The 21,130-nt window shown below is 72.9% G+C and carries 15 protein-coding genes; 1 reads left to right on the plus strand and 14 read right to left on the minus strand.

Features of this window, described 5'->3' with window-relative positions; all coding sequences use genetic code 11:
* Positions 1–99: 99 nt before the first annotated feature.
* The 10 genes from cimA to SM611_RS11655 form a co-directional block, all read right to left on the minus strand.
* Positions 100–1,677 (minus strand): citramalate synthase, encoded by a 1,578-nt coding sequence (gene cimA, locus SM611_RS11610; RefSeq protein ID WP_371949407.1) that lies wholly within the window; start codon positions 1,675–1,677, stop codon positions 100–102.
* 235 nt (positions 1,678–1,912) lie between these two features.
* Entirely contained in the window at positions 1,913–3,016 is a 1,104-nt protein-coding gene (locus SM611_RS11615) for a branched-chain amino acid aminotransferase (RefSeq protein WP_371949409.1), read from the minus strand.
* A gap of 164 nt (positions 3,017–3,180) precedes the next feature.
* Positions 3,181–4,230, minus strand: a complete 1,050-nt coding sequence (locus SM611_RS11620; RefSeq protein WP_371949410.1) for a 3-isopropylmalate dehydrogenase — start codon at positions 4,228–4,230, stop codon at positions 3,181–3,183.
* Positions 4,231–4,273: 43 nt separating this feature from the next.
* The gene (locus SM611_RS11625) at positions 4,274–4,954 is read right to left on the minus strand and encodes a (2Fe-2S)-binding protein (RefSeq protein ID WP_371949411.1); all 681 of its coding nucleotides are present in this window, start codon (positions 4,952–4,954) and stop codon (positions 4,274–4,276) included.
* 603 nt (positions 4,955–5,557) lie between these two features.
* Positions 5,558–7,147 (minus strand): phosphoglycerate dehydrogenase, encoded by a 1,590-nt coding sequence (gene serA / locus SM611_RS11630; protein ID WP_371949413.1) that lies wholly within the window; start codon positions 7,145–7,147, stop codon positions 5,558–5,560.
* Positions 7,148–7,355: 208 nt separating this feature from the next.
* The gene (locus SM611_RS11635; protein WP_371949414.1) at positions 7,356–7,994 is read right to left on the minus strand and encodes a thymidylate synthase family protein; all 639 of its coding nucleotides are present in this window, start codon (positions 7,992–7,994) and stop codon (positions 7,356–7,358) included.
* Positions 7,995–8,330: 336 nt separating this feature from the next.
* Positions 8,331–9,866, minus strand: coding sequence for a DUF2079 domain-containing protein (locus SM611_RS11640; RefSeq protein WP_371949415.1), 1,536 nt, complete (start codon positions 9,864–9,866; stop codon positions 8,331–8,333).
* A 106-nt stretch (positions 9,867–9,972) separates the two neighbouring features.
* Positions 9,973–11,943 carry an FtsX-like permease family protein gene (locus SM611_RS11645; RefSeq protein ID WP_371949416.1) on the minus strand — a complete coding sequence of 657 codons (1,971 nt, stop codon included), beginning with the start codon at positions 11,941–11,943 and terminating at the stop codon, positions 9,973–9,975.
* The gene (locus SM611_RS11650; RefSeq protein ID WP_371949418.1) at positions 11,940–12,656 is read right to left on the minus strand and encodes an ABC transporter ATP-binding protein; all 717 of its coding nucleotides are present in this window, start codon (positions 12,654–12,656) and stop codon (positions 11,940–11,942) included. The genes SM611_RS11645 and SM611_RS11650 overlap by 4 nt, the downstream gene beginning before the upstream one ends.
* Complete coding sequence (locus SM611_RS11655) at positions 12,653–13,261, minus strand: PadR family transcriptional regulator (protein WP_371949419.1); 609 nt, start codon at positions 13,259–13,261, stop codon at positions 12,653–12,655. Before SM611_RS11655 ends, SM611_RS11650 begins: the two co-directional genes overlap by 4 nt.
* A gap of 139 nt (positions 13,262–13,400) precedes the next feature.
* Between SM611_RS11655 and SM611_RS11660 the strand changes: the two genes are divergently transcribed.
* Complete coding sequence (locus SM611_RS11660; RefSeq protein WP_371949421.1) at positions 13,401–14,213, plus strand: hypothetical protein; 813 nt, start codon at positions 13,401–13,403, stop codon at positions 14,211–14,213.
* Positions 14,214–14,349: 136 nt separating this feature from the next.
* Here the strand turns inward: SM611_RS11660 and ilvC are convergent, their stop codons facing one another.
* The 4 genes from ilvC to SM611_RS11680 all read right to left on the minus strand — a co-directional run bounded on the left by ilvC (position 14,350) and on the right by SM611_RS11680 (position 20,750).
* On the minus strand, positions 14,350–15,333 hold the full coding sequence (ilvC, locus tag SM611_RS11665) for a ketol-acid reductoisomerase (protein WP_371949494.1): 984 nt from the start codon (positions 15,331–15,333) through the stop codon (positions 14,350–14,352).
* Positions 15,334–15,375: 42 nt separating this feature from the next.
* Positions 15,376–15,900, minus strand: coding sequence for an acetolactate synthase small subunit (ilvN, locus tag SM611_RS11670; protein ID WP_371949423.1), 525 nt, complete (start codon positions 15,898–15,900; stop codon positions 15,376–15,378).
* A gap of 5 nt (positions 15,901–15,905) precedes the next feature.
* Complete coding sequence (locus SM611_RS11675; protein ID WP_371949425.1) at positions 15,906–17,777, minus strand: acetolactate synthase large subunit; 1,872 nt, start codon at positions 17,775–17,777, stop codon at positions 15,906–15,908.
* Between the two features lie 141 nt (positions 17,778–17,918).
* Entirely contained in the window at positions 17,919–20,750 is a 2,832-nt protein-coding gene (locus tag SM611_RS11680) for a putative bifunctional diguanylate cyclase/phosphodiesterase (RefSeq protein WP_371949426.1), read from the minus strand.
* Between the last annotated feature and the right edge of the window lie 380 nt (positions 20,751–21,130).

Genomic DNA, 21,130 nt, shown 5'->3' on the forward strand with positions numbered 1-21,130 from the left:
CCGCTCAGCATCCCTTGTAGGGGGCGGCCCCCCGCACCCCCGGAAAGAGCGGGCTGACCGCCGCCCTCCGCTCCGCCGGAGCTCCGCTCCGGGCGTCGGTCAGCCTGCCTCGTGGCCCGCGCGGAGCAGGCAGTAGGTGACGGCCTCCTCGAGGGCCTGCCAGGACGCGGCGATGACGTTGTCCTCGACGCCGACCGTCCCCCACTCGCGCTCGCCGTCGCCGGACTCGATCAGCACCCGCGTCCGCGCGTCGGTGCCGTGCGCGCCCTCCAGGATGCGGACCTTGTAGTCGACCAGCTCCAGCCGCGCCAGCTCCGGGTAGAGGCGGCCGAGCGCGAGGCGCAGGGCGTTGTCGAGGGCGTTGACGGGGCCGTTGCCCTCGCCGGTCGCGATGATCCGCTCGCCCTTGGCGTGCAGCTTGACGGTGGCCTCGCTGACCATGGACCCGTCCGGGCGGCGCTCCACGATCGACCGCCACGACTCGACCTCGAAGTGCCGCTGCCGGACGCCGGTCAGCTCCTCGCGCAGCAGCAGCTCGAAGGAGGCGTCCGCGGCCTCGAAGGTGTAGCCGGTGGACTCCAGCTCCTTGACCTTGTCGACGACGGCCTTGGCCTTCTCGCCGGACAGGTCGTAGCCCAGCTCGCGGCCCTTCAGCTCGACGGACGCGCGCCCCGCCATGCTCGACACCAGCATCCGCATGTCGTTGCCGACGGCGGCGGGGTCGATGTGCTGGTACAGGTCCGGGTCGATCTTGACGGCGGACGCGTGCAGCCCCGCCTTGTGCGCGAACGCCGACAGGCCCACGTACGGCTGCTGGGAGCTGGGGGTGACGTTGGTGACCTCGGAGACGGCGTGCGCGATCCGGGTCATCTCGGCGAGCTGCGCGTCCGACACGAGGTTCATGCCCCGCTTGAGCTGGAGGTTGCCGACGACCGTGAACAGGTTGGCGTTGCCGCTGCGCTCGCCGTACCCATTCGCGCAGCCCTGGACGTGGGTGGCGCCCGCCTTCACGGCGGCGAGCGTGTTGGCGACCGCGCAGCCGGAGTCGTCGTGGCAGTGGATGCCGACCCGCACCCCGTAGCCGACGACCTCGTTGACGACGTCGGCCAGCTCGTCCGGCAGCATGCCGCCGTTGGTGTCGCAGAGCGCGACGACGTCCGCGCCGGCCTCGGCGGCGGTGCGGACGGCCTCCAGCGCGTAGGCGCGGTTGGCCTGGTAGCCGTCGAAAAAGTGCTCGGCGTCCAGGAAGACCCGCTGGCCCTCCGCCCGCAGATGGGAGACCGTGTCGCGGATCATCGCGAGGTTCTCCTCAAGGGTGGTGCGGAGGGCCAGTTCGACGTGCCTGTCGTGACTCTTGGCGACAAGGGTCACGACGGACGCGCCGGATTCGCGCAGTGCGGCGACCTGCGGGTCGTCGGCCGCCTTCACCCCGGCCCGGCGGGTCGCGCCGAACGCGGTGAGCCGCGCGTGCCTCAGGTCGAGCTCTGTTCGAGCGCGCCTGAAGAACTCGGTGTCCTTGGGGTTGGCGCCCGGCCAGCCGCCCTCGATGAAGCCGACGCCCAGGTCGTCGAGGTGCCGCGCGATGGCGAGCTTGTCGGGCACGGAGAGGTTGAGCCCCTCCTGCTGCGACCCGTCGCGCAGGGTGGTGTCGTAGACGTGGAACGCGTCGCCTTGCATAGGTGAGAACCCCCAGAGGGTGGCGCCAGGGCACAAAAAAGACCCCTCACGGACGTGAGAGGTCTGCGCGCCGGCGGTGTCCCGTTAGCTGCCGGCGCGCCAGCCGATAATGACGAGGCTGTTGCGCATGATGCTCTCAGTCTGCCACACGATCCCCATGCTCGGGACACCCATCTCAGACCATGAGACGGCACGGCCCCGGCGCGTATCCCGCCGGGGCCCGCGAACGCGCAGGTCAGACGATCTTGTGCACCCAGCCGTAGGGGTCGGGACGGGTGCCGTACTGGATGCCGACCAGCTCCTGGCGGAGCCGCATCGAGATCTCGCCGGGCTCGCCGTCCCCGATCGTCCACTCGCGGTCCCGGCCCTTCACCCGGCCGACCGGGCTGATGATCGCGGCGGTGCCGCAGCCGAACACCTCGGTGATCTCGCCGGACTCGCAGCCCGCCTGCCACTCGTCGATGCTGATCTTGCCCTCCTCGGCGGGGACGCCGAGGTCGGGGGCCAGCTTGAGCATCGAGTCGCGGGTGACGCCGGCGAGCAGCGTGCCGGTGAGGGCGGGCGTGAGCAGGCGGGCCCCCGCGCCGGAGCCGTAGACGAACATGAGGTTCATCGAGCCGACCTCCTCGACCCAGCGGTGCTCCACCGCGTCGAGCCAGACGACCTGGTCGCAGCCCTGCGCGACGGCCTCGGCCTGCCCGGCGAAGGACGCCGCGTAGTTGCCGCCGAACTTGGCCTCGCCCGTCCCACCGGGCGCCGCGCGGGTGTAGTCCTGCGACAGCCACACCGAGACGGGCTTGATGCCGCGCGGGTAGTACAGCCCGGACGGCGACGCGATGACCATGAACAGAAACTCGTTCGCGGGGCTGTTGACGCCGAGCGCGCGGGTCGTGGCGAACATGAAGGGCCGCAGGTAGAGGCTGTGGCCCTCGGTGTCCGGGACCCAGTCCCCGTCGGTCCGGACGAGCAGTTCGATCGCGTCCACGAACAGCTGCTCGGGGATCTCCGGCATCGCCATCCGCTTCGCGGAGCGGTTCATCCGGGCCGCGTTCATGTGCGGCCGGAAGGTGACGATCGAGCCGTCCGGCTGCTTGTAGGCCTTGAGTCCCTCGAAGAGCTCCTGGGCGTAGTGGAACACCTGCGAGGCGGGGTCCATCGGGATCGGCCCGTACGGTTCGAGCTTCGCGTCGTGCCAGCCGTGCTCCGCCGAGTACCTGATCGTGACCATGTGATCGGTGAAGTACCGGCCGAAGCCGGGATCGGCCATGATCGCCGCGCGCTCGGCGGCGGTCGCGGCCCGCTCGGTGCGCGTGATCTCGAACTCCAGGGTGTCGCTCATCGCGGTTCGTCCTCTCGCGGATCGCCGGGCGGCCCCATCGCCGCTGTGGCGTCTCTAGTCCCTATTGTCGTACTTCGTCTAGACCTGCTCCTCCACGCGGCACATGCCGAAAGACCGGGCGCGCCGCGAGGGCACGCCCGGTCCGGCCGGACAGGCGGCGTGCCCTATCCGGATACTCGCTTGGCGATCGCGTCGCCGACCTGGGACGTGGACCGCGCGCCGAGTCCGGCGCGCTCGGCCAGGTCGTCCGAGACGGCCTGCTCGACCCGGCGGGCGGCCTCGCCCTCGCCGATGTGGTCGAGCAGCATGGCGACGGACAGGATCGTGGCGGTCGGGTCGGCCTTGCCCTGCCCGGCGATGTCGGGCGCGCTGCCGTGCACGGGCTCGAACATCGACGGCGCCGTCCGGTCGGGGTTGACGTTGCCGGACGCGGCGAGCCCGATCCCGCCCGCGATCGCGGCGCCGATGTCGGTGATGATGTCGCCGAACAGGTTGTCGGTGACGACCACGTCGAACCGCTGCGGCTGGCTCACGAAGAACATGGTGGCCGCGTCGACGTGCACGTAGTCGGTCGTGACCTGCGGGTACTCGGCCCCGACCCGCTTCAGCACCCGCTGGTAGAGGTCGCCGGCGAACGTCAGGACGTTGTCCTTGTGCACCAGCGTGAGCTTCTTGCGCGGCCGGGACGCGGCGACCTCGAACGCGTACCGGATGACCCGCTCGACCCCGTACGCGGTGTTCACGCTCTCCTGGGTGGCGACCTCGTGCGGCGTGCCCTTGCGCAGCACGCCCCCGACGCCGGTGTAGGGGCCCTCGGTCCCCTCCCGGACGACGACCATGTCGATGTCGTCGGTCGTCACGCCGGCCAGCGGCGTCCGGACGCCGGGGAACAGCTTCACGGGCCGCAGGTTGACGTAGTGGTCGAGCTCGAACCGGGTCCGCAGCAGCAGCCCGCGCTCCAGCGTCCCGCTGGGGACGCTCGGGTCGCCCACCGCGCCGAGCAGGATGACGTCCTGCCCGCGCAGCTCATCGAGGACCGAGTCGGGCAGCGTCTCCCCCGTCCGGTGCCAGCGGGCGGCGCCCAGGTCATAGGAGGTCTGCTCGAACGTGAGGTCGCCGGACACCGCGTCGAGGACCTTGAGCCCCTCGGCGACCACCTCGGGGCCGATCCCGTCACCGGGAATGACGGCCAGACGAATGCTGCGCGAAGCCATGCGCGCACTCTACTGCAAACGTCTCAGTGCGTGGGCTCTCGTCTCACGATCCGGTCAAGAGCCCGCAATCCCCGCACATGCCGCCGCCGGGCACCCGGTAGTAGAGACAGCAACTTCTCCGGACGAACCCGTCGGCACCGAAGCTCCCCGTCCCCGCCAGCGGCGCGCGCCCGAGCAACTCACGCACGAGCGCGGCCCGCTCCGGCTCGACCGCCCCGACGTTCAAGCTCCCCGCCAGCGCGGACGCCGCGTTGCCCCAGACGAGCCCGTCCGCGAGACTCACGAAGCTCAGCAGCGCCTCCCGAAAACGCCGCAGATGCCCGTCCACCACCACGGCGTGAGCAAGCGAGGCGGCCTCCGCGACGCCCTCGACCCGCCACCCGCGCGGCTCCGCAAGCCCCAGGGTGATCGACTCACCTGGCGCCCAACGCCACCGCAACCCGCTCAGATCCGGGACGACGCCACCCGCCCCGGCAGCCACGACGGGCGACCACAGACGAGCCGCGAGCCCCTGGAACACCAGCGAGGCCGCGACCCGGCGCTCCACCGTCCCGAGCCGCTCGCAGTAGTCACGGGTGAGCGTCCGCAACCGCTCGGCATCACCGGCGAGAGGACGCCACCCGGGGCCGTCCAGCCCCTCTACCACGATCTCGAAGTACGGCCCGAGCCGTGCGACGTCACGCAACGCCCGCACAACGTCAGCAGAGGCGATCTCCGGCGGCATGAACCCCAGTCTCACACGCCCAACCACGGCACCAGGTCACCGGGCGACCGGCCATCGGGCCGGCCACGCACCGAACCGAACCGTCGCGATCGCCTCCGAAGGCAGGTTCGAGCTTGCGAGAACCTGATCGCGCAGCGAGCCCCCAGGCGAGTCGGAGCGATGCGGCGATCGCACGCATCGCCCGTTGAAGGAAGGCGCCGCAGCGCCTGACGCCAAGGGCGATGCAGTTAATCCGCGCGCCGGTCCAGGGCGGTCTGCAGGGCGCGGGCGGCTTCTTCCTCGGCCTCGTCCGCGGGAGTGTCGGTCCAGGTGTCGTTCATGAGGATGCTCCAAAAGATCGCTGAGCTGTGTGGCGTGAGGGCCGCCGGTCGGCGTGGTTCGCACGATCCGGCTGGGGATCGGACTCACGGCCAGGCAGAACCTCCGCAGCGGGCGCCGGCCTGCCGATGATCAGGCCCCGCTGCGGCAGCGAAGGATTACCACGAAGCGCCGCATGACTACCTGCGAGATTACCTCCGGCCCGGCGGAATTGTCCCGACCCGTGGCAAAGAATCTCAAAGTGTGAGATGAGCGGGCGTCCGACGGGCGGACGCCCGCTCCCGGTCAGCCTTCGAGGTCGACGCGGCGGCCCATGTCGGCGCCCACCTCGCGGGTGATGGCGTCGACGAGCTGCGGCGCGATGGCCGAGTCGACGGTCAGCGCGATGAGCGCCTTGCCGCCCTTGACGTCCCGGCCGACCTGCATGCCGGCGATGTTGACCTGCTCGTCGCCGAGCAGCTTGCCGACGGCGCCGACGATGCCGGGGCGGTCGACGTAGGAGAAGAACGCCATGTGCTCGGTCGGGACGAGTTCCATGTTGTAGCCGTTGATCTCGATGATCCGCTCGGCGTGCTTGGGGCCGGTGAGGGTGCCGGAGACCGAGACGACGGCGCCGTCCGCCATCGTGCCGCGGACCTGGACGACGTTGCGCCAGTCGGGGCTGTCCTCGGAGGTGGTGAGGGTGACCTCGACGCCGCGGTCGCGGGCGAGGAGCGGCGCGTTGACGAACGTCACGGTCTCCTCGATGACGTCCACGAAGACGCCCTTGAGCGCGGCGAGCTCCAGGACCTTCACGTCGTGCTCGGCGATCTCGCCGCGGACGACGACGTCGAGGCGGACGGGGACGCCGCCGGCGAGGGCGGTGAAGATGCGGCCGAGCTTCTCGGCGAGCGGCAGGCCGGGCTTGACGTCCTCGGCGACGGCGCCGCCCTGCACGTTGACGGCGTCCGGGACGAACTCGCCGGACAGGGCGAGCTTCACCGAGCGGGCGACCTGCGTGCCGGCCTTCTCCTGCGCCTCGTGGGTGCTGGCGCCGAGGTGCGGGGTCACGACGACGTTGTCGTGGTGGAACAGCGGGCTCTCGGTGCACGGCTCGGTGCTGAACACGTCGATGCCGGCGCCGGCGACGCGGCCGTCCTTGATGGCGAGGTCGAGGGCCGCCTCGTCGACGATCCCGCCGCGGGCGGCGTTGACGATCCGGACGGACGGCTTGACCCGCTGGAGCTCGCGGTCGCCGATGAGGCCGAGGGTCTCGGGCGTCTTCGGCAGGTGCACGGTGATGAAGTCGCTGTCGCCCAGCAGCTCCTCCAGCGTGACGAGCTTCACGCCGAGCTGCGCGGCGCGGGCGGCCTGCACGTAGGGGTCGAACGCGATCACGTTCATGTCGAAGGCGGCGAGGCGCTGGGCGACGAGGACGCCGATGCGGCCGAGGCCGAGGACGCCGACGGTCTTGCCTTGCAGCTCGACGCCGGTGTACTTGGAGCGCTTCCACTCGCCCTGCTTGAGCGCGGCGTGCCCCTGCGGGACGTTGCGCGCGGTGGCGAGGAGCAGCGCGATCGCGTGCTCGGCGGCGGTGACGATGTTGGACGTGGGCGCGTTGACGACCATGACGCCGGCCTTGGTGGCGGCCTCGACGTCGACGTTGTCGAGGCCGACGCCGGCGCGCGCGACGACCCGCAGCTTCTTGGCGTGCTGGAACACCTCGGCGGTGACCTTGGTGGCGCTCCGCACGATCAGCGCGTCGACGTCGGCGACGGCCGGGAGCAGCTGCTCGCGGTCGCCGCCGTCGACGTGCCGGACGTCGAAGTCGGCCTCCAGCACGGCGATGCCGGCCGGGGAGAGTTCTTCTGCGACGAGGACGACGGGCTTGCTCAAGAGGAAACAGTCCTTCGAAGAGTGTGGGTTCTGTGTGCTTTGCAGGTGAAGTCGCGAGTCACCTCGTCGTGGCCCTCGCCCCCGGCAGCCGAGTCTATAACCCGTGGACGCCGCCGGTTCCCGCCAGGGAGAGACTCACCGGTAAGTGCCGACTCTTACCCGTTCGCCCTGGTCTGTCATCTCATGCGGCCGTGACGTCCAGCGGCGGTCAGGCCGCGTTCGGCTCCGGCACGGCGGCGAGCACGGACGCCACCCGCTCGGCGTCCGCGACGTGGACGTGCGGGACGTCCACGAAGACCCGCAGCGGCCCCGCCGGCAGCCCCAGCTTCTCGGCGACGCCCACCTGCACCTCGCGCAGCGGGATGTACATCAGGTAGCCGCGGTGGACGTTCTGCGACCGGAACATCGCCGTCATGATCAGCCGGTAGCCGCGGATGCGGAACGACAGCGCGGTCAGGGCCGGCAGCCCGTCGGCCGGCTCGCCCGGGATCGTCAGCGAGATCCACGCGCTGGTCGTCCACGGCCTGTCCCGCAGCAGGTCCACCACCCACCGGATCTGGTCGTGCCCGTCCAGGTCGTGCAGCCTCGGCCAGTACCGCCCGCGGACGACGCGCCGGGTGCGCTCCTGGGCCCGCCGGACCAGCCGCGCCCGGTCGCCGTGCTCGTGGAGGATCGGGTCCTCCCAGCTCAGCGAACTGATCTCGAACAGCAGCGGGGGCCCCTCGATGATGGGCCCGCCGTCCTCCAGCCCGGCCTGCCCGGCCGCCCAGACGTACCGGAGCACGCCGATCCACGCCTGCCCGCACGTCTCCCAGCGCCGGACCTCCTCGTCCCCTCGCGCCGGCATGTCATGACTCCGCACCGTTATTCAAGGAATTTCCTAGCCGCGGAACTGTCGCACCGGCGGGAAATTCCGGGCCGCCTCCGGCCGGTGACCTTCCATCGTCCCCGATCAGCATCGCACCGCTCATGCACTCCACCCAAGGCCCGCTCCGGCGGCGGCCACATGAGTGTTCGCGCAGGTGGCTCCCGCACCGGCCGCGCCGTCACGGCTTTCTTCAAGTATCAGGCAAAGTACCCAGAAACGGTAGGTGTATTTATCCGAACGGTATCTTCACCGGCATTCTGACCGTGATCTCATCAACCGGTCACCGGACAATCCGTCCAAACGATCGCGGTCGCCTCACCACGGGGCGGGGACGTCCCGGTGCAGCACGACGTATCCGTCCCGCCGGAAGACCTCCCGGTACCCCGCGGCCTCCAGTTCGCCGACCCGCCGCCGCTGCTCGGCGACCGAGGCGAAGGGGAACTCCAGCCGCCCGACGCAGGCGACCACCCAGGGGGCCCCGCGCGACCGCTCGTCCCACAGCAGCACGCGGGCGCGCGACGTCAGCGCCGGCCCGACGCCGTTGGCCGCCTCGACGAGCGCGCCGTCGGGGACCCTCGCCGCCGCCGCCGACGCCGCGCGGGCCCGCTCGTTCGGGCTCCACAGCGCCGGATCGGCCAGGTGCCGGTAGGCGAAGAACGGCACGCAGGCGAGCGTGGCGGCCAGCACACCCGCCATCGGCAGGACGGACGGGACGCTCCGGCCCGGCCGCGGCCGCCCGCGCAGCCGCGCCGCCCCGTCCACCGCCGCCAGGACGAGCACGGCGATGACGAACGCGTTGTAGTGGTAGTGCGGCTCCCACCAGTTGCCGAAGCGGCTCGCGAGCATCCGCTCGGCCAGCAGCGGCACGGCGGCGAGCGTCAGCGGGGACGCCAGCGGCAGCAGGAGCAGCGGCAGGACCACCAGCGCAGTCGTCGCGACCTTCTGCGGCGGGTCCACGAGCACGGCCGCGACGTCCCACGGCCGGGTGAGGGCGTGGAAGGCCGCGTGCGGCACGTCCGGACCGAGCGCGCCGTACGCCCAGTAGTAGTCGTTGTCGCCCCCGAAGGCGGCGATGAGCACGCGGGAGGAGACCCAGGTGGCGGCCAGCCCGACGGCGAGGTAGGCGAGCCCGGCCCGCCGCTCGCCGCGCGGCAGCAGGTCGCGCGGCAGGCGGCGCTCCCCGTCCTGCTCGTCGGGACGGGTGAGCAGGTAGAGGCCGAAGCCCGCGAGGAGGAGCCCCATGTCCTCCTTGACGAGCAGCAGCGCGAACGCCGCCGCGGCCGCCTGGCCGCGCCGTCCGGCGTCGTACCGCTCGACCAGGAGCGCCGACAGCAGCGGCACGAACGCGGCCTCGTGGAAGTCGAACGCGAGCGCCTCGGCGACCGGCCAGGACAGCGCGTACGCGCCCGCCGCGAAGTAGGCCGCGCCGGGGCCCAGCCTGCGTTCGGCGTACCGCCAGACGGGCCAGATCGCGAGGGCGAACAGCACGGCCTGCGCGACGAGCAGCGTCTCCGGGCCGTCGTGGATCCAGTAGAGCGGGGCGAGCAGGGCCAGGATGGGCGAGAAGTGGTCGCCGAGGACGGAGAACCCGGGCCCGAAGCCGTTGTGGACGCCCTTCACCATGGCGACCGGCAGGTCGAAGCGGCTGTAGGAGCGGACCGCCTGGTCGAAGATCACCAGGTCGTAGCTGCCGGTCCGGAAGGCGCGCAGCCGCATCAGCGCGTACGCCGCGTACAGCAGCGCGCTCGCCGCGATCAGCGCGGCGAGCGGCAGGCTGCGGCGCCGGCCGCCTGCCCCGGTGCCGGCGGGCACCTCGCGAGCGGGCCCCTGCGCCACGACGACCTCGGCCACGCGCCGGACGCTACCACCCGTCCGGCGCGCGGCCGGGTTCCGGCCCGCGCGTCTCCCGCTGTCCGCGCGGGTCCATGACCGCGCCTTTCCCTTAGGGCGGCAACGCCTAGGCGGCGCCGCGGGTCGCCGGGAGCCGGGAGGAGGCGGTCGCCCCGGCGACGAGCGCGACGAGCAGCGGGATGCCGGCGCCGACCGCGAGGAGCAGCGTCCACGGGATGTCGATGATCACGCCGTGCGCCGCCGCGCCGGTCTCCTCGACGTCCCCGGTGAGCGGGTACGCCACCGAGATGCCGGGGACGAGCCCGCCGGCGATGCCGAGCCAGCAGCCGAGCGCGGCGATGAACGCGGCGCGTCCCATGGCCAGCAGCCGCCGCGTGCGGGGCCGGGCGCCGACGGCGCCGAGCGTCGCGAGGTCGGGCCTGGCGTCGGCGGACGCCAGGCCGGTCGCGATCAGCGCACCGCCCAGCGCGAGCACGCCCGCCGCCCCCGCCAGCATCAGCGTGACCTTGCCGAACGACCCGGTGAAGCCGCGTTCGACGTAGACGGACCCGTCGTCCCGGGTGAAGGAGTCGAGGGTCGCGCCGAGGCGCGCCCGCTCGGCCCGGGTGACGCGGTGGTCGGCGCGGTCGACGCCGAACGCCTCCGTCCGGACGGGCAGCCCGATCTTCGCGGCGGCCGCCGGCGGGACGATGGCCCGCACGTGCGGGTCGCCGGGAGCGGCGACGGCCGGCAGGTCCGCGATCGTCCGGACCGTGTGCTCCTCGTCGCCGGCCCAGTAGGACACCGTGGCCGTGGTCGTCCCTCCGGCCGGGGGCCCCGCCCGGAACAGCACGATCTTGCCCGCGGCCAGCGCGGACGTGACGGCGGGGTCGTCGCGGCCGAGGACGAGCCGGGCCTCGCGGGCGCCGCCGACCACGTTGTCCATGAGGTCGAAGGAGGCGTTCTCGTCGTGTTCGGCGGCGAAGCTCACGGCGGGGCACTGCGACGAGTCCGCGGACGCGCAGACTCCGTCCGGCCCCGGCAGGGCCTTCAGCGGCAGGACGGGCACGCCGGGCAGGTCGCGCCGGACGGCGGCTCCGACCTCGTCCGCCCGGTCCAGCGGCGGCCGGATCAGCGCCGAGCCCATGGGCAGCCGCGCCTGGTACTCGACCCGCTCCTGCCGGAGGTCGCTGGCCCCCCCGATGGCCAGCGCGGTGATCCCGGCCACCGCCGCCATGATCGCGGCGACCGCGGGCGCGGTGCGGGCCCGGTTGCGGGCGCCGTCCCGGACGGCGAGGCGGAGCGGCAGCGGCAGCCGGTGCGCGAGCCGCCCGGCGGCGCCGACGAGCCACGGGCAGGCGAGCACGAGCCCGATGATGATCGCCGCCGCGCCGATCGCGGCGCCGAACTCGCGCCATCTCCGGACGCCCTCCAGGCACAGCGCCACGCCCGCGGCGACGAGCACCGCCCCGGCGACCGGCCAGCCGCGGCGGCCCGGGACGGGCGCCTCCCGGCGCTCGGCGAGGGCCGCGACGACGTCCATCCGGGCGGCCTGCGCGGCCGGGACGAGCGCGGCCATGAGCCCGCTGCCCGCCCCCAGCAGCACGGTGGCGGCGAGCACGGGCCACGGCACGGTGAAGGGGCCGGGCGGGGCGGCGCCCCTGGCCTCGGCGATCCACGTGACGGCCGCCGCGGCGGCGACGCCGAGCACCGCCCCGCCGACCGCCGCGGACCCGCCGAGGAGGAGGCCGCTCGTCAGCACGACGGCGCGCAGGTGCCGGCCGGCTCCGCCCGCCGCCGCGACGAGCGCGAGGTCGCGGCGGCGGCGCCGGACGTCCACCGCGAACGCCGGCCCGGCCAGCAGCACGACCTCCAGGACGGCCATCGCGACGATCAGCGCCAGCACGCCGGCCTCGGCGGCGGAGGCGCCGCCCGGACCGCCCGCGCCGTCCCGCGCCGCGGCCGTCGCCCGCAGCACCGCCAGGGCGCTGACGGCGCCGACCGGCAGCCCGATCATGCAGAGCACCAGCGCGGTGCGGCCCTTCGCCCGCAGCGCGTCCTGCCGGGCGAGGCGGAAGGCGAATCCGCGGCGGCTCACGTCGTCTCCTGCAGCAGGGTCTCGGGGCCGGTGCGGCCGGGGGTGGCGTCGACGAGCCGGCCGTCGCGCAGGAACACGACCCGGTCGGCCCAGGCGGCGTGCCGCGACTCGTGCGTGACCATCAGGCAGGACGCGCCCGCGTCGCAGCGGTCCCGCAGCACCCGCATGACGTCCTCGCCGGTGCGGCTGTCGAGCGCGCCGGTCGGCTCGTCGGCGAGGACGAGCCGCCGGTCGCCGACGAGGGCGCGGGCGATCGCGACGCGCTGCTGCTGGCCGCCGGACATCTCGTCGGGGTACCGGTCGGCGAGGTCGCCGACGCCCACCTCCTCCAGCGCGCGCAGCGCCTCGCGGCGGGCCTTGCGGGCGCGGACGCCGTCCAGCTCGCGCGGCAGCATGGCGTTCTCGGCGGCGGTCAGGCTGGGGATGAGGTTGAGGTCCTGGAAGACGTAGCCGACGGCGCGGCGGCGCAGCGCGGCGCGGGCGGCGCGGCCGAGGGCGCCGACATCGGCGCCGTCCACGAGGACCCGCCCGGACGTCGGGGTGTCGAGCCCGCCGGCGAGCGTCAGCAGGGTCGACTTGCCGGAGCCGGACGGGCCCATCACCGCGACGAACTCGCCCTCGGCGACGTCCAGCGTCACCCCGGCGAGGGCGTGCACGAGGGCCGGGCCGCGGCCGTGGTCGCGGGAGACGTCCCGCAGGGACAGGACGGTCATCGCCGCGCCTCCTCGCCGGTCTTGTCCGGCGCCTCGGCGTCCGGGGCGTCCGGGGCGGCGGAGGCGGCGGAGGCGGGGGGCCCGGCGCACGCGACGTAGGACTCGCAGTGGTCCAGCCAGCGCACCTCGGCCTCCGCCTGGAAGATCATGGACTCCAGGACCAGCCGCCACGCGCGGTCGCCCTGGTCGGCGGGGACGGCCGGCGCGTCGGCCTTCATCCGGGTGAGGTCCTGGAGGGCGCGCAGCGTGGCGGTGCGCTGCGCCTGGACGACCCCGGCGACGTCGACGCCCGGCGTGGTGACGGCCATCGCCAGCTTGATCGCCAGCTCGTCGCGGGGGCGGTCGGACCGGACGAGCGGGGTGGCGAACCACCGCCGGACGTCGGCCTCGCCCGCCGGGGTGATCCGGTAGACGAACCGGCCCTCGTCGTCGGCGCCGACGCGCGTGACGAGCTCGTCGCGTTCGAGGCGGGACAGGGTCGAGTAGACCTGGCCGATGTTGAGCGGCCAGGTGCCGCCGGTGGAGGACTCGAATTCGGCGCGCAGCTGGTAGCCGTAGCGGGGCCCCTGGGACAGCAGTGCCAGCAGGCCGTGACGGATCGACATGCCTACCAAGTATGCATACCGCGTATCCCCCTGGCAATACCGAGTATGCATCCAGGAGGACACACCGCCGGGATTTCACTGTGAGCGACGGCACCGAGCCTTAACGTGACCGTTGTCCCCGGCCGATCAGGAGAGACCCGTGACCTCGGACCGTCCCTCGGACCCGACCTCCGACAGCCTCGTCAGCGTCCTGCGCGACGTGCTGCGCGTGTACGACCACCGCTACCTGAGCCTCGACCGCCTCCAGCGGGAGCGGCTCGTGGCGGGCACCCGCCGCGCCATCGGCGAGGAGGGGCTGAGCGAGGCCGCCCGCGCCGCCATGCCCGCGTCCCTCCGGCTGCGGGCCTTCTGCATCCAGCACGGCCTGGGCGAAGAGCTGGAGCGGCTGATCCGCGACGAGGCCGAGGGCAGCCCGGCGGGCGCCGTCGTGGTCGGCGGCCGGATCTACGCGATGTACCCCTACCTGCGCGGCGTCCCCCGCCAGGACGCCGACATCACCGCCGAGGTCGGCGTCGAGCACCGGCTCGACGCGGTCGGCTGGCAGGGCCGCGAGGTGCGCATCCGCGGCGTCGCCGCGCTCCAGCGCGTGGAGACCAACCACACCGCCGTGGACGTCGTCCTCCGGGAGCGGACGACCGGCAAGGAGCACGGCTTCCCCGCCGGGCCCCGCCCGGACGGCGCCCGCGGGTTCGAGGCCGTCGCCGACCCCGCCGCCGTGGAGCCCGGACGCTGGGACGTCCACGTGGCGGCGACCTCGCACGGCGTCACCCGCGAGGCCCGCTTCGGCTCCGTCCGCGCCGACGGCCTGCGGACCGGCCCGCAGCGCCGCTCCGCCGGGCAGAAGGACGTCGCCGTCTACTTCACCAGGGGCGGGCACCTGGCGCTCTTCGTCACCGAGACCGCCGGCCGCGCCTCGCGGCGGGCCAGGCTGCTGCGCCGCTTCGGCCTGTGACGCGCAGGCCGTGACGCGCGCAGGCCGTGCGCAGGCCGTGCGCAGGCCGTGCGCTGGCCGTGCGCAGGCCGTGCGCTGGCCGTGACATGCGCAGGCGCGGGGGGCGCGTCCGCTCCCCCGCGCCTCCGGACGGCTGCTAGTCGTTCAGCCAGCTCATCATCGGGCGCAGCTCGGCGCCCGTCTTCTCGATCGGGTGCTCGGCCATCTCGTCCCGGTACTGCTGGAACTGCTTCTGGCCGCCCTCGAACTCGTCCACCAGCTCCTTGGCGTACTGGCCGGACTGGATCTCGCCGAGGATCTTCTTCATCGCGGCCTTGGTCTCCGGCGTGATCACGCGCGGGCCGCGGCTGTAGCCGCCGTACTCGGCGTTGTCGGAGACCGACCAGTACATCTTGGAGATGCCGCCCTCGTAGATGAGGTCGATGATCAGCTTCAGCTCGTGCAGGACCTCGAAGTAGGCGACCTCCGGCTGGTAGCCGGCCTCGGTCAGCACCTCGAACCCGGTCTTGATCAGCTCGGAGACGCCGCCGCACAGCACCGTCTGCTCGCCGAACAGGTCGGTCTCGGTCTCCTCGGTGAAGGTGGTCTTGATGCCGCCCGCGCGCAGGCCGCCGATCGCCTTGGCGTAGGACAGGGCCAGCGGCCAGGCGTTGCCGGACGGGTCCCTCTCCACGGCCACGATCACCGGCACGCCGCGCCCGGCGACGAACTGGCGGCGGACGAGGTGCCCGGGGCCCTTCGGCGCGACCATCGCCACGTCCACGCCCTCCGGCGGCTGGACGAGGTCGTAGCGGATGCTGAAGCCGTGGCCGAAGAACAGCGCGTCGCCCTCGACGAGCGCCGGCTTGATGTCCTTCTCGAAGATCTCCCGGTGGTGGTGGTCCGGGGCCAGCAGCATGATGAGGTCGGCCTCCTCGGCCGCCTCCGCCGGGGTGACGACGCGCAGGCCCTCGGCCTCCGCCTTCTCCCGGCTGGCCGACCCCTCGCGGAGGCCGACCCGGACGTCCACCCCGGAGTCGCGCAGGGAGAGCGCGTGCGCGTGTCCCTGGCTGCCGTAGCCGATGATCGCCACGTGCCGGCCCTGGATCACGCTCAGGTCGGCGGCGTCGTCGTAGAACATCTCAGCCACAGTGCTGTCGCCTTTCGTCGTTAACAGTTGAGATCACGCGCTGCGCTCGATCGCCCGCAGCGAGCGGTCGGTGATGGAGCGGGCGCCGCGGCCGATGGCCACCATGCCCGACTGCACCAGTTCCTTGATGCCGAACGGCTCCAGGACCCTGATGAACGCGTCCAGCTTGTCGCGGTTGCCGGTCGCCTCGATGGTGACGGCGTCCGGCGCGACGTCCACCACCTTGGCACGGAACAGGTTGACGGTCTCCAGGACCTGCGACCGCGTCTCCGCGTCGGCGCGCACCTTGACCAGGACGAGTTCGCGCTGGACGGACGCCGAGGAGTCCAGTTCGACGATCTTCAGGACGTTGATCAGCTTGTTGAGCTGCTTGGTGACCTGTTCGAGGGGCAGGTCGGCGACGTTCACCACGATCGTCATCCGGGAGATGTCCGGGTGCTCGGTGACGCCGACCGCGAGGGACTCGATGTTGAAGCCGCGCCGGGAGAACAGCGCCGCGACCCTGGCGAGGATGCCGGGCTTGTTCTCCACCAGCACCGAGAGGGTGTGCAGGCTCATCGGGGTCAGTCTCCGTTCTCCCACTCGGGCGCCATGTCCCGTGCGATCTTGATGTCGTCGTTGGTGGTGCCGGCCGCGACCATCGGCCAGACCATGGCGTCCTCGTGCACGACGAAGTCGATCACGACCGGCGCGTCGTTGATCTCCATGGCCTTGCGGATGACCTCGTCGACGTCCTCGGCCCTGTCGCAGCGGAGGCCGACGCAGCCGTACGCCTCGGCGAGCTTGACGAAGTCGGGGATCCGCTTGGCCGCGTGCAGGTTGGTGTTGGAGTAGCGCTCGTTGTAGAAGAGCGTCTGCCACTGCCGGACCATGCCGAGGTTGCCGTTGTTGATCACGGCGATCTTCACCGGGATGCCCTCGATCGCGCAGGTCGCGAGCTCCTGGTTGGTCATCTGGAAGCAGCCGTCACCGTCGATCGCCCAGACCGTCGTGTCGGGCGCGCCGGCCTTGGCGCCCATCGCCGCCGGGACGGCGTAGCCCATCGTCCCGGCGCCGCCGGAGTTCAGGAACGCGCCCGGCCGCTCGTACTTGATGAACTGCGCGGCCCACATCTGGTGCTGGCCGACGCCCGCGACGTAGTAGGCGTCCGGCCCGGCGATCTGCCCGATCCGCTCGATGACGTACTGCGGGGACAGCGAGCCGTCCTCCGGCGTGTCGTAGCCCAGCGGGTACGTCTCGCGCCACGCGTCGAGCTGCCGCCACCAGTCGGTGTAGTCGCCCTTGTGGCCCTGCTCGTGCTCGTTCTGCACGGCGACGATCAGGTCGGCGATGACCTCGCGGGCGTCCCCGACGATCGGGACGTCCGCGTGCCGGTTCTTGGAGATCTCCGCCGGGTCGATGTCGGCGTGCACGACCTTGGCGTTCGGCGCGAACCCGTCGAGCTTGCCGGTGACGCGGTCGTCGAACCGGGCGCCGAGGGTGACCAGCAGGTCGGCGCGCTGCAGCGCGCCGACCGCGCCGACCGCGCCGTGCATGCCGGGCATGCCCATGTGCAGCGGGTGGCTGTCGGGCAGCGCGCCCTTGGCCATCAGCGTGGTGACGACGGGCGCGCCGGTCAGCTCCGCGAGCACCTTCAGCTCGGCGGACGCGCCGGCCTTCAGCACGCCGCCGCCGACGTACAGCACCGGGCGCTCCGCGTTGACGATCAGCCGTGCCGCCTCGCGGACCTGCTTGGAGTGCGGCCGGGTCACCGGCCGGTAGCCGGGCAGCTGGAGCTGGACGGGCCACGCGAACTCGACGGTGGCCTGCAGCGCGTCCTTGGCGATGTCGACGAGGACCGGCCCGGGACGGCCGGTGGAGGCGATGTGGAACGCCTCGGCGATCGTCCGGCCGATGTCGGCGGCCTTGGTGACCAGGAAGTTGTGCTTGGTGATCGGCATCGTGATGCCGGCGATGTCGGCCTCCTGGAAGCCGTCCGTCCCGATGAGGGAGGACGCGACCTGGCCGGTGATCGCCACGATCGGCACCGAGTCCATGTAGGCGTCGGAGATCGCCGTGACGAGGTTGGTCGCGCCTGGCCCGCTGGTGGCCATGCAGATGCCCACCTTTCCGGTCACCATCGCGTAGCCCTGGGCGGCGTGGCCGGCGCCCTGCTCGTGCCGGACGAGGATGTGGCGCAGCTTCTTGGAGTCGAACAGCGGGTCGTACGCCGGGAGGATCGCGCCACCCGGAATGCCGAACACGGTGTCGACGCCGACGTTCTCCAGGGCGCGCACCAGCGCCTGGGCTCCCGTCATCTGTTCGGTCGTCATGATTCTGCGGTTCCTTGGGGAGTGAGTCTTGGCTCGCCGGGCAACAAAAAACCCCCGCCGCCGTGAAGCGGTCGAGGGGAGGCGCGCAGGACGAGAAGCTTGGTCAGCCCGCGCGCCGGCCAAGTACTACGAGGATGGTGGAAGTGCTCTGCACGGGCCTACTTTCGCCGATGTCCGGCTCCCGGTCAAATCCGTGGACACTAATTCTCATTATGTGAGACATCTGTGCTGCGTCTCACTCCGCCGCGACCCGTCCGGCGGGGGTCAGCCCGGGAGCGGGAGCGCGACGTCGCCCGGACGGTTCCGCCCGGCGAGGTTCGTCCGCACGAGCGACTCGGCCCGCCCCGCCGCCATCGGCCGCGCCACGAGGAAGCCCTGGCCGCGCGGGCAGCCCATCTCCCGCAGCAGCTCCAGCTGCTCGGGCCGCTCGATGCCCTCCGCGACCACGGTCAGGCCGAGGTCGCTGCCGAGCCGCACGATCGTGCGGGTGAGCAGCGTCAGCGTCTCGTCCGAGCCGAGGCCCGCCACGAACGACGGGTCGATCTTGATGATGTCCACCGGGAGCTGCCCGAGGTAGGCGAGCGAGGCGTACCCGGTGCCGAAGTCGTCGATCGCGAGCCGGACGCCGATGTCGCGCAGCTCCGACAGCCGCGCCACGTTCTGGCCGGCGTCCTCGACGAGGACCTCCTCGCGGACCTCCAGCGTCAGCGCGCTCGGCGGCAGCCCGGTCTCCTCCAGCGCCGCCGCGACCGACTCGGTGAACCGGGGCGCGGCGATCTGCCGGGCGGTGAAGTTCACCGACAGGCCCACGTCCCACGAGTCGCCGCGCCACCGGGCGACCTCCCGGCACGCCTCGCGCAGCACCCAGCCGCCGAGCGGGATCATCAGGCCGGACTCCTCCGCCGGGCCGATGAACTCCTCCGGCGGCACCGCCTCGCTCCCCCGCCACCAGCGCAGCAGCGCCTCCACCCCGGTCACCCGGGACGTCGCGAGGTCAACGACCGGCTGGAACTCCACCGCGAACTGCTCCTCGGCGAGCGCCGTCTGCAGGTCGCTGCCGAGCTCCAGCCGCCGGACGACGTCGGCGTGCATGTGCGGCGCGTACACCTCGACGCGGCCGCCGCCCGCCTCCTTCGCGCGGGCCATCGCCAGGTCGCCGTTGCGCAGCAGGTCGGCGGCGGTGCGGCGGACCCTGCGGCCGGTGTCGGAGCCGCCGCCGGCGGCGCCGGGCTCCTCCTCGTCCCCGGCGAACGCGATCCCGACACTCGCGGTCAGCACGATGTGCTTCTGGCCGACCTGGTAAGGGTCGACCGAAAGTACGCGCAGGAGCCGCCCGGCCAGTTCGACGGTGGCGCGCGTCTCACCGTCGTCCGGCGGCAGCTGCACGAGGACGGCGAACTCGTCGCCGCCCCAGCGCGCCACCGTGTCGTCGGACTGGACGTTCGCGCGCAGCCGCCGGGCCGCCTGCGCGAGCACCTGGTCGCCGGCCGCGTGCCCCTCCGAGTCGTTCACCGCGGTGAACCCGTCCAGGTCGACGAACACGACCGCGACCTTGCCGCCGGACGGCTGCCGCGACAGCACCTCCCGCGTCCGCTCCTCGAAGTAGGACCGGTTCGGCAGGCCCGTCAGCCCGTCGTGGAACGTCAGGTGCGCGACCTGCCGCTGCAGTGCCGCCTGCTCGCTGAGGTCCCGCGTCGTGACCAGCAGCCGGCCCGGCGCCCCGTCGGAGCCGCTGTAGCGCGAGATCGTCGACTCGGTCGGCAGCCACGTGCCGTCGGCGGCCCGCACCCGGCACGACACCCGCAGCACGTCGTCGGGCCCGCCGAGGCCGGCCTGCTCGTCCAGGAACTCGGTGAACACCGCCTGGACGTGCGGCACGTCCTCCGGATGGACGAGCTCGTTCAGCGGCCGGCCGAGCAGCTCGTCGGTCGTGTAGTGGTACATGCGCAGCGCGCCCGCGCTGGCGTACTGGACGGTCGCGTCCAGGTCGCAGATGAGCACCGCGTCGTTGATGCTCTCCGACAGCGCCCGGAAGTGCTCCTCGCCGGTGTCCACGGCGCGGCGCAGCGCGTCGTTCTCCCGCAGCAGCCCGGCGAGGCGCGCGATCAGCACCAGCGCCGCCGAGCCCGCCGCGATCGACACGCCGGGCTCCAGCCCGTTCCGCCCGGTGAGGGAGTGGCCCGCGATGAACAGCGCCGCCGCGGCGGCGATCGCGGCCGGCGCGATCCCCGGGCCGATCATGCGGCCGCACTCCTCGCCGTCGATCTCGACGCCCGCGGGGATGTCGTCGACGGGCAGGTCCGGTTCGGCGTCCGGCCCCGTCCACGGCACCAGCAGCAGGAGCAGCAGCCCCGCGAGCCGCAGGATGTCGGAGGGGTCGTCGGCCGGCCCGCCGCCGTCCAGCCGGACGAACGTCGTCACGATGTCGGCGACGGCGATGGCCGCCAGCGCGCCGTACCCCATCCAGGCGAGCCGGCGGTGCCCGCGGGCGGCGCCGAGGACGAACGGCAGCGCGCCGCAGACGAACACGATGTCGATCAGCGGGTACAGCAGTTCCAGCGAGAACTCGGTCGGCGACTCGCCCGACCGGTCGTACAGGGCGCCGAACAGCGCGACCCAGCCGAGCACGAACAGCGCGCAGGCGCAGACATAGGTGTCCCCGGCGTAGCGCAGCCACGTCCCCGCGTCGCGCGGCAGCCTGATCGGGACGACGAGCCCGGTGACCAGCGCGACCAGCGCGACCAGGTAGAACAGGTCGGGCACCGACAGGGACAGCGCGCTGCGGCCGGTGCCGTCCGACAGGGCGCTGCCGACCGCGCCCACGAACCAGGACGCGGCGGCGATCCCGTACCAGCGCCACGACGCGCGCCACAGCCCGCCCGGGGCGCCCGGCTCCGCCGGCGCGCCGTCCGGCCGCCGCGACGACAGCAGCAGCGAGACCGCGGCGGCGCCCGCGGCGGCCGCCTCCGCCCAGGCGATGAAGGCCCGGCCGCCCCAGCCCAGCAGCGAACCGGTGGCGTAGAGCACGCCGACGACCGCGGCCATGGCGACCGGCAGCGCACGCGGCGGTATCCGCCTGGCGTAGTCGCCGCTCATCGCGCCGTGTCCCTTCCTGCCCCCGTGGAGCTGATCGGCCCCTGCGAACGGTGACGCCGAACGCCGGGGAGAGTGGGTCCACGACCCTCGCCGCTCGTACAACGGCCGGAAGGTCAAGGATCGTGCCCCGCGCAGGGTCGGCGCAGGGCTTTGGCGAGCGAACCGGCCTGCCTGGGGGAGCCTGCCTGCCGGAGCCGCCTGCCGGATCAGCGACGTTGCTGCACTACGGGATCACCGTGTCGCTCAATGTACGTTCGGTAGGTCACGGAGCGATTGAGGCTGAGCGTCCTCCCGGCGACAAACGACCGCGCCGCGGATCCGTTTGGGACGTCCGAAAGCCGATCGTCACCGATCCGGCGGCTTGCCCCGGCATGACGCTC

Origin of the sequence: Actinomadura monticuli (assembly GCF_041463655.1) — a bacterium.
GTDB lineage: Bacteria > Actinomycetota > Actinomycetes > Streptosporangiales > Streptosporangiaceae > Spirillospora > Spirillospora monticuli.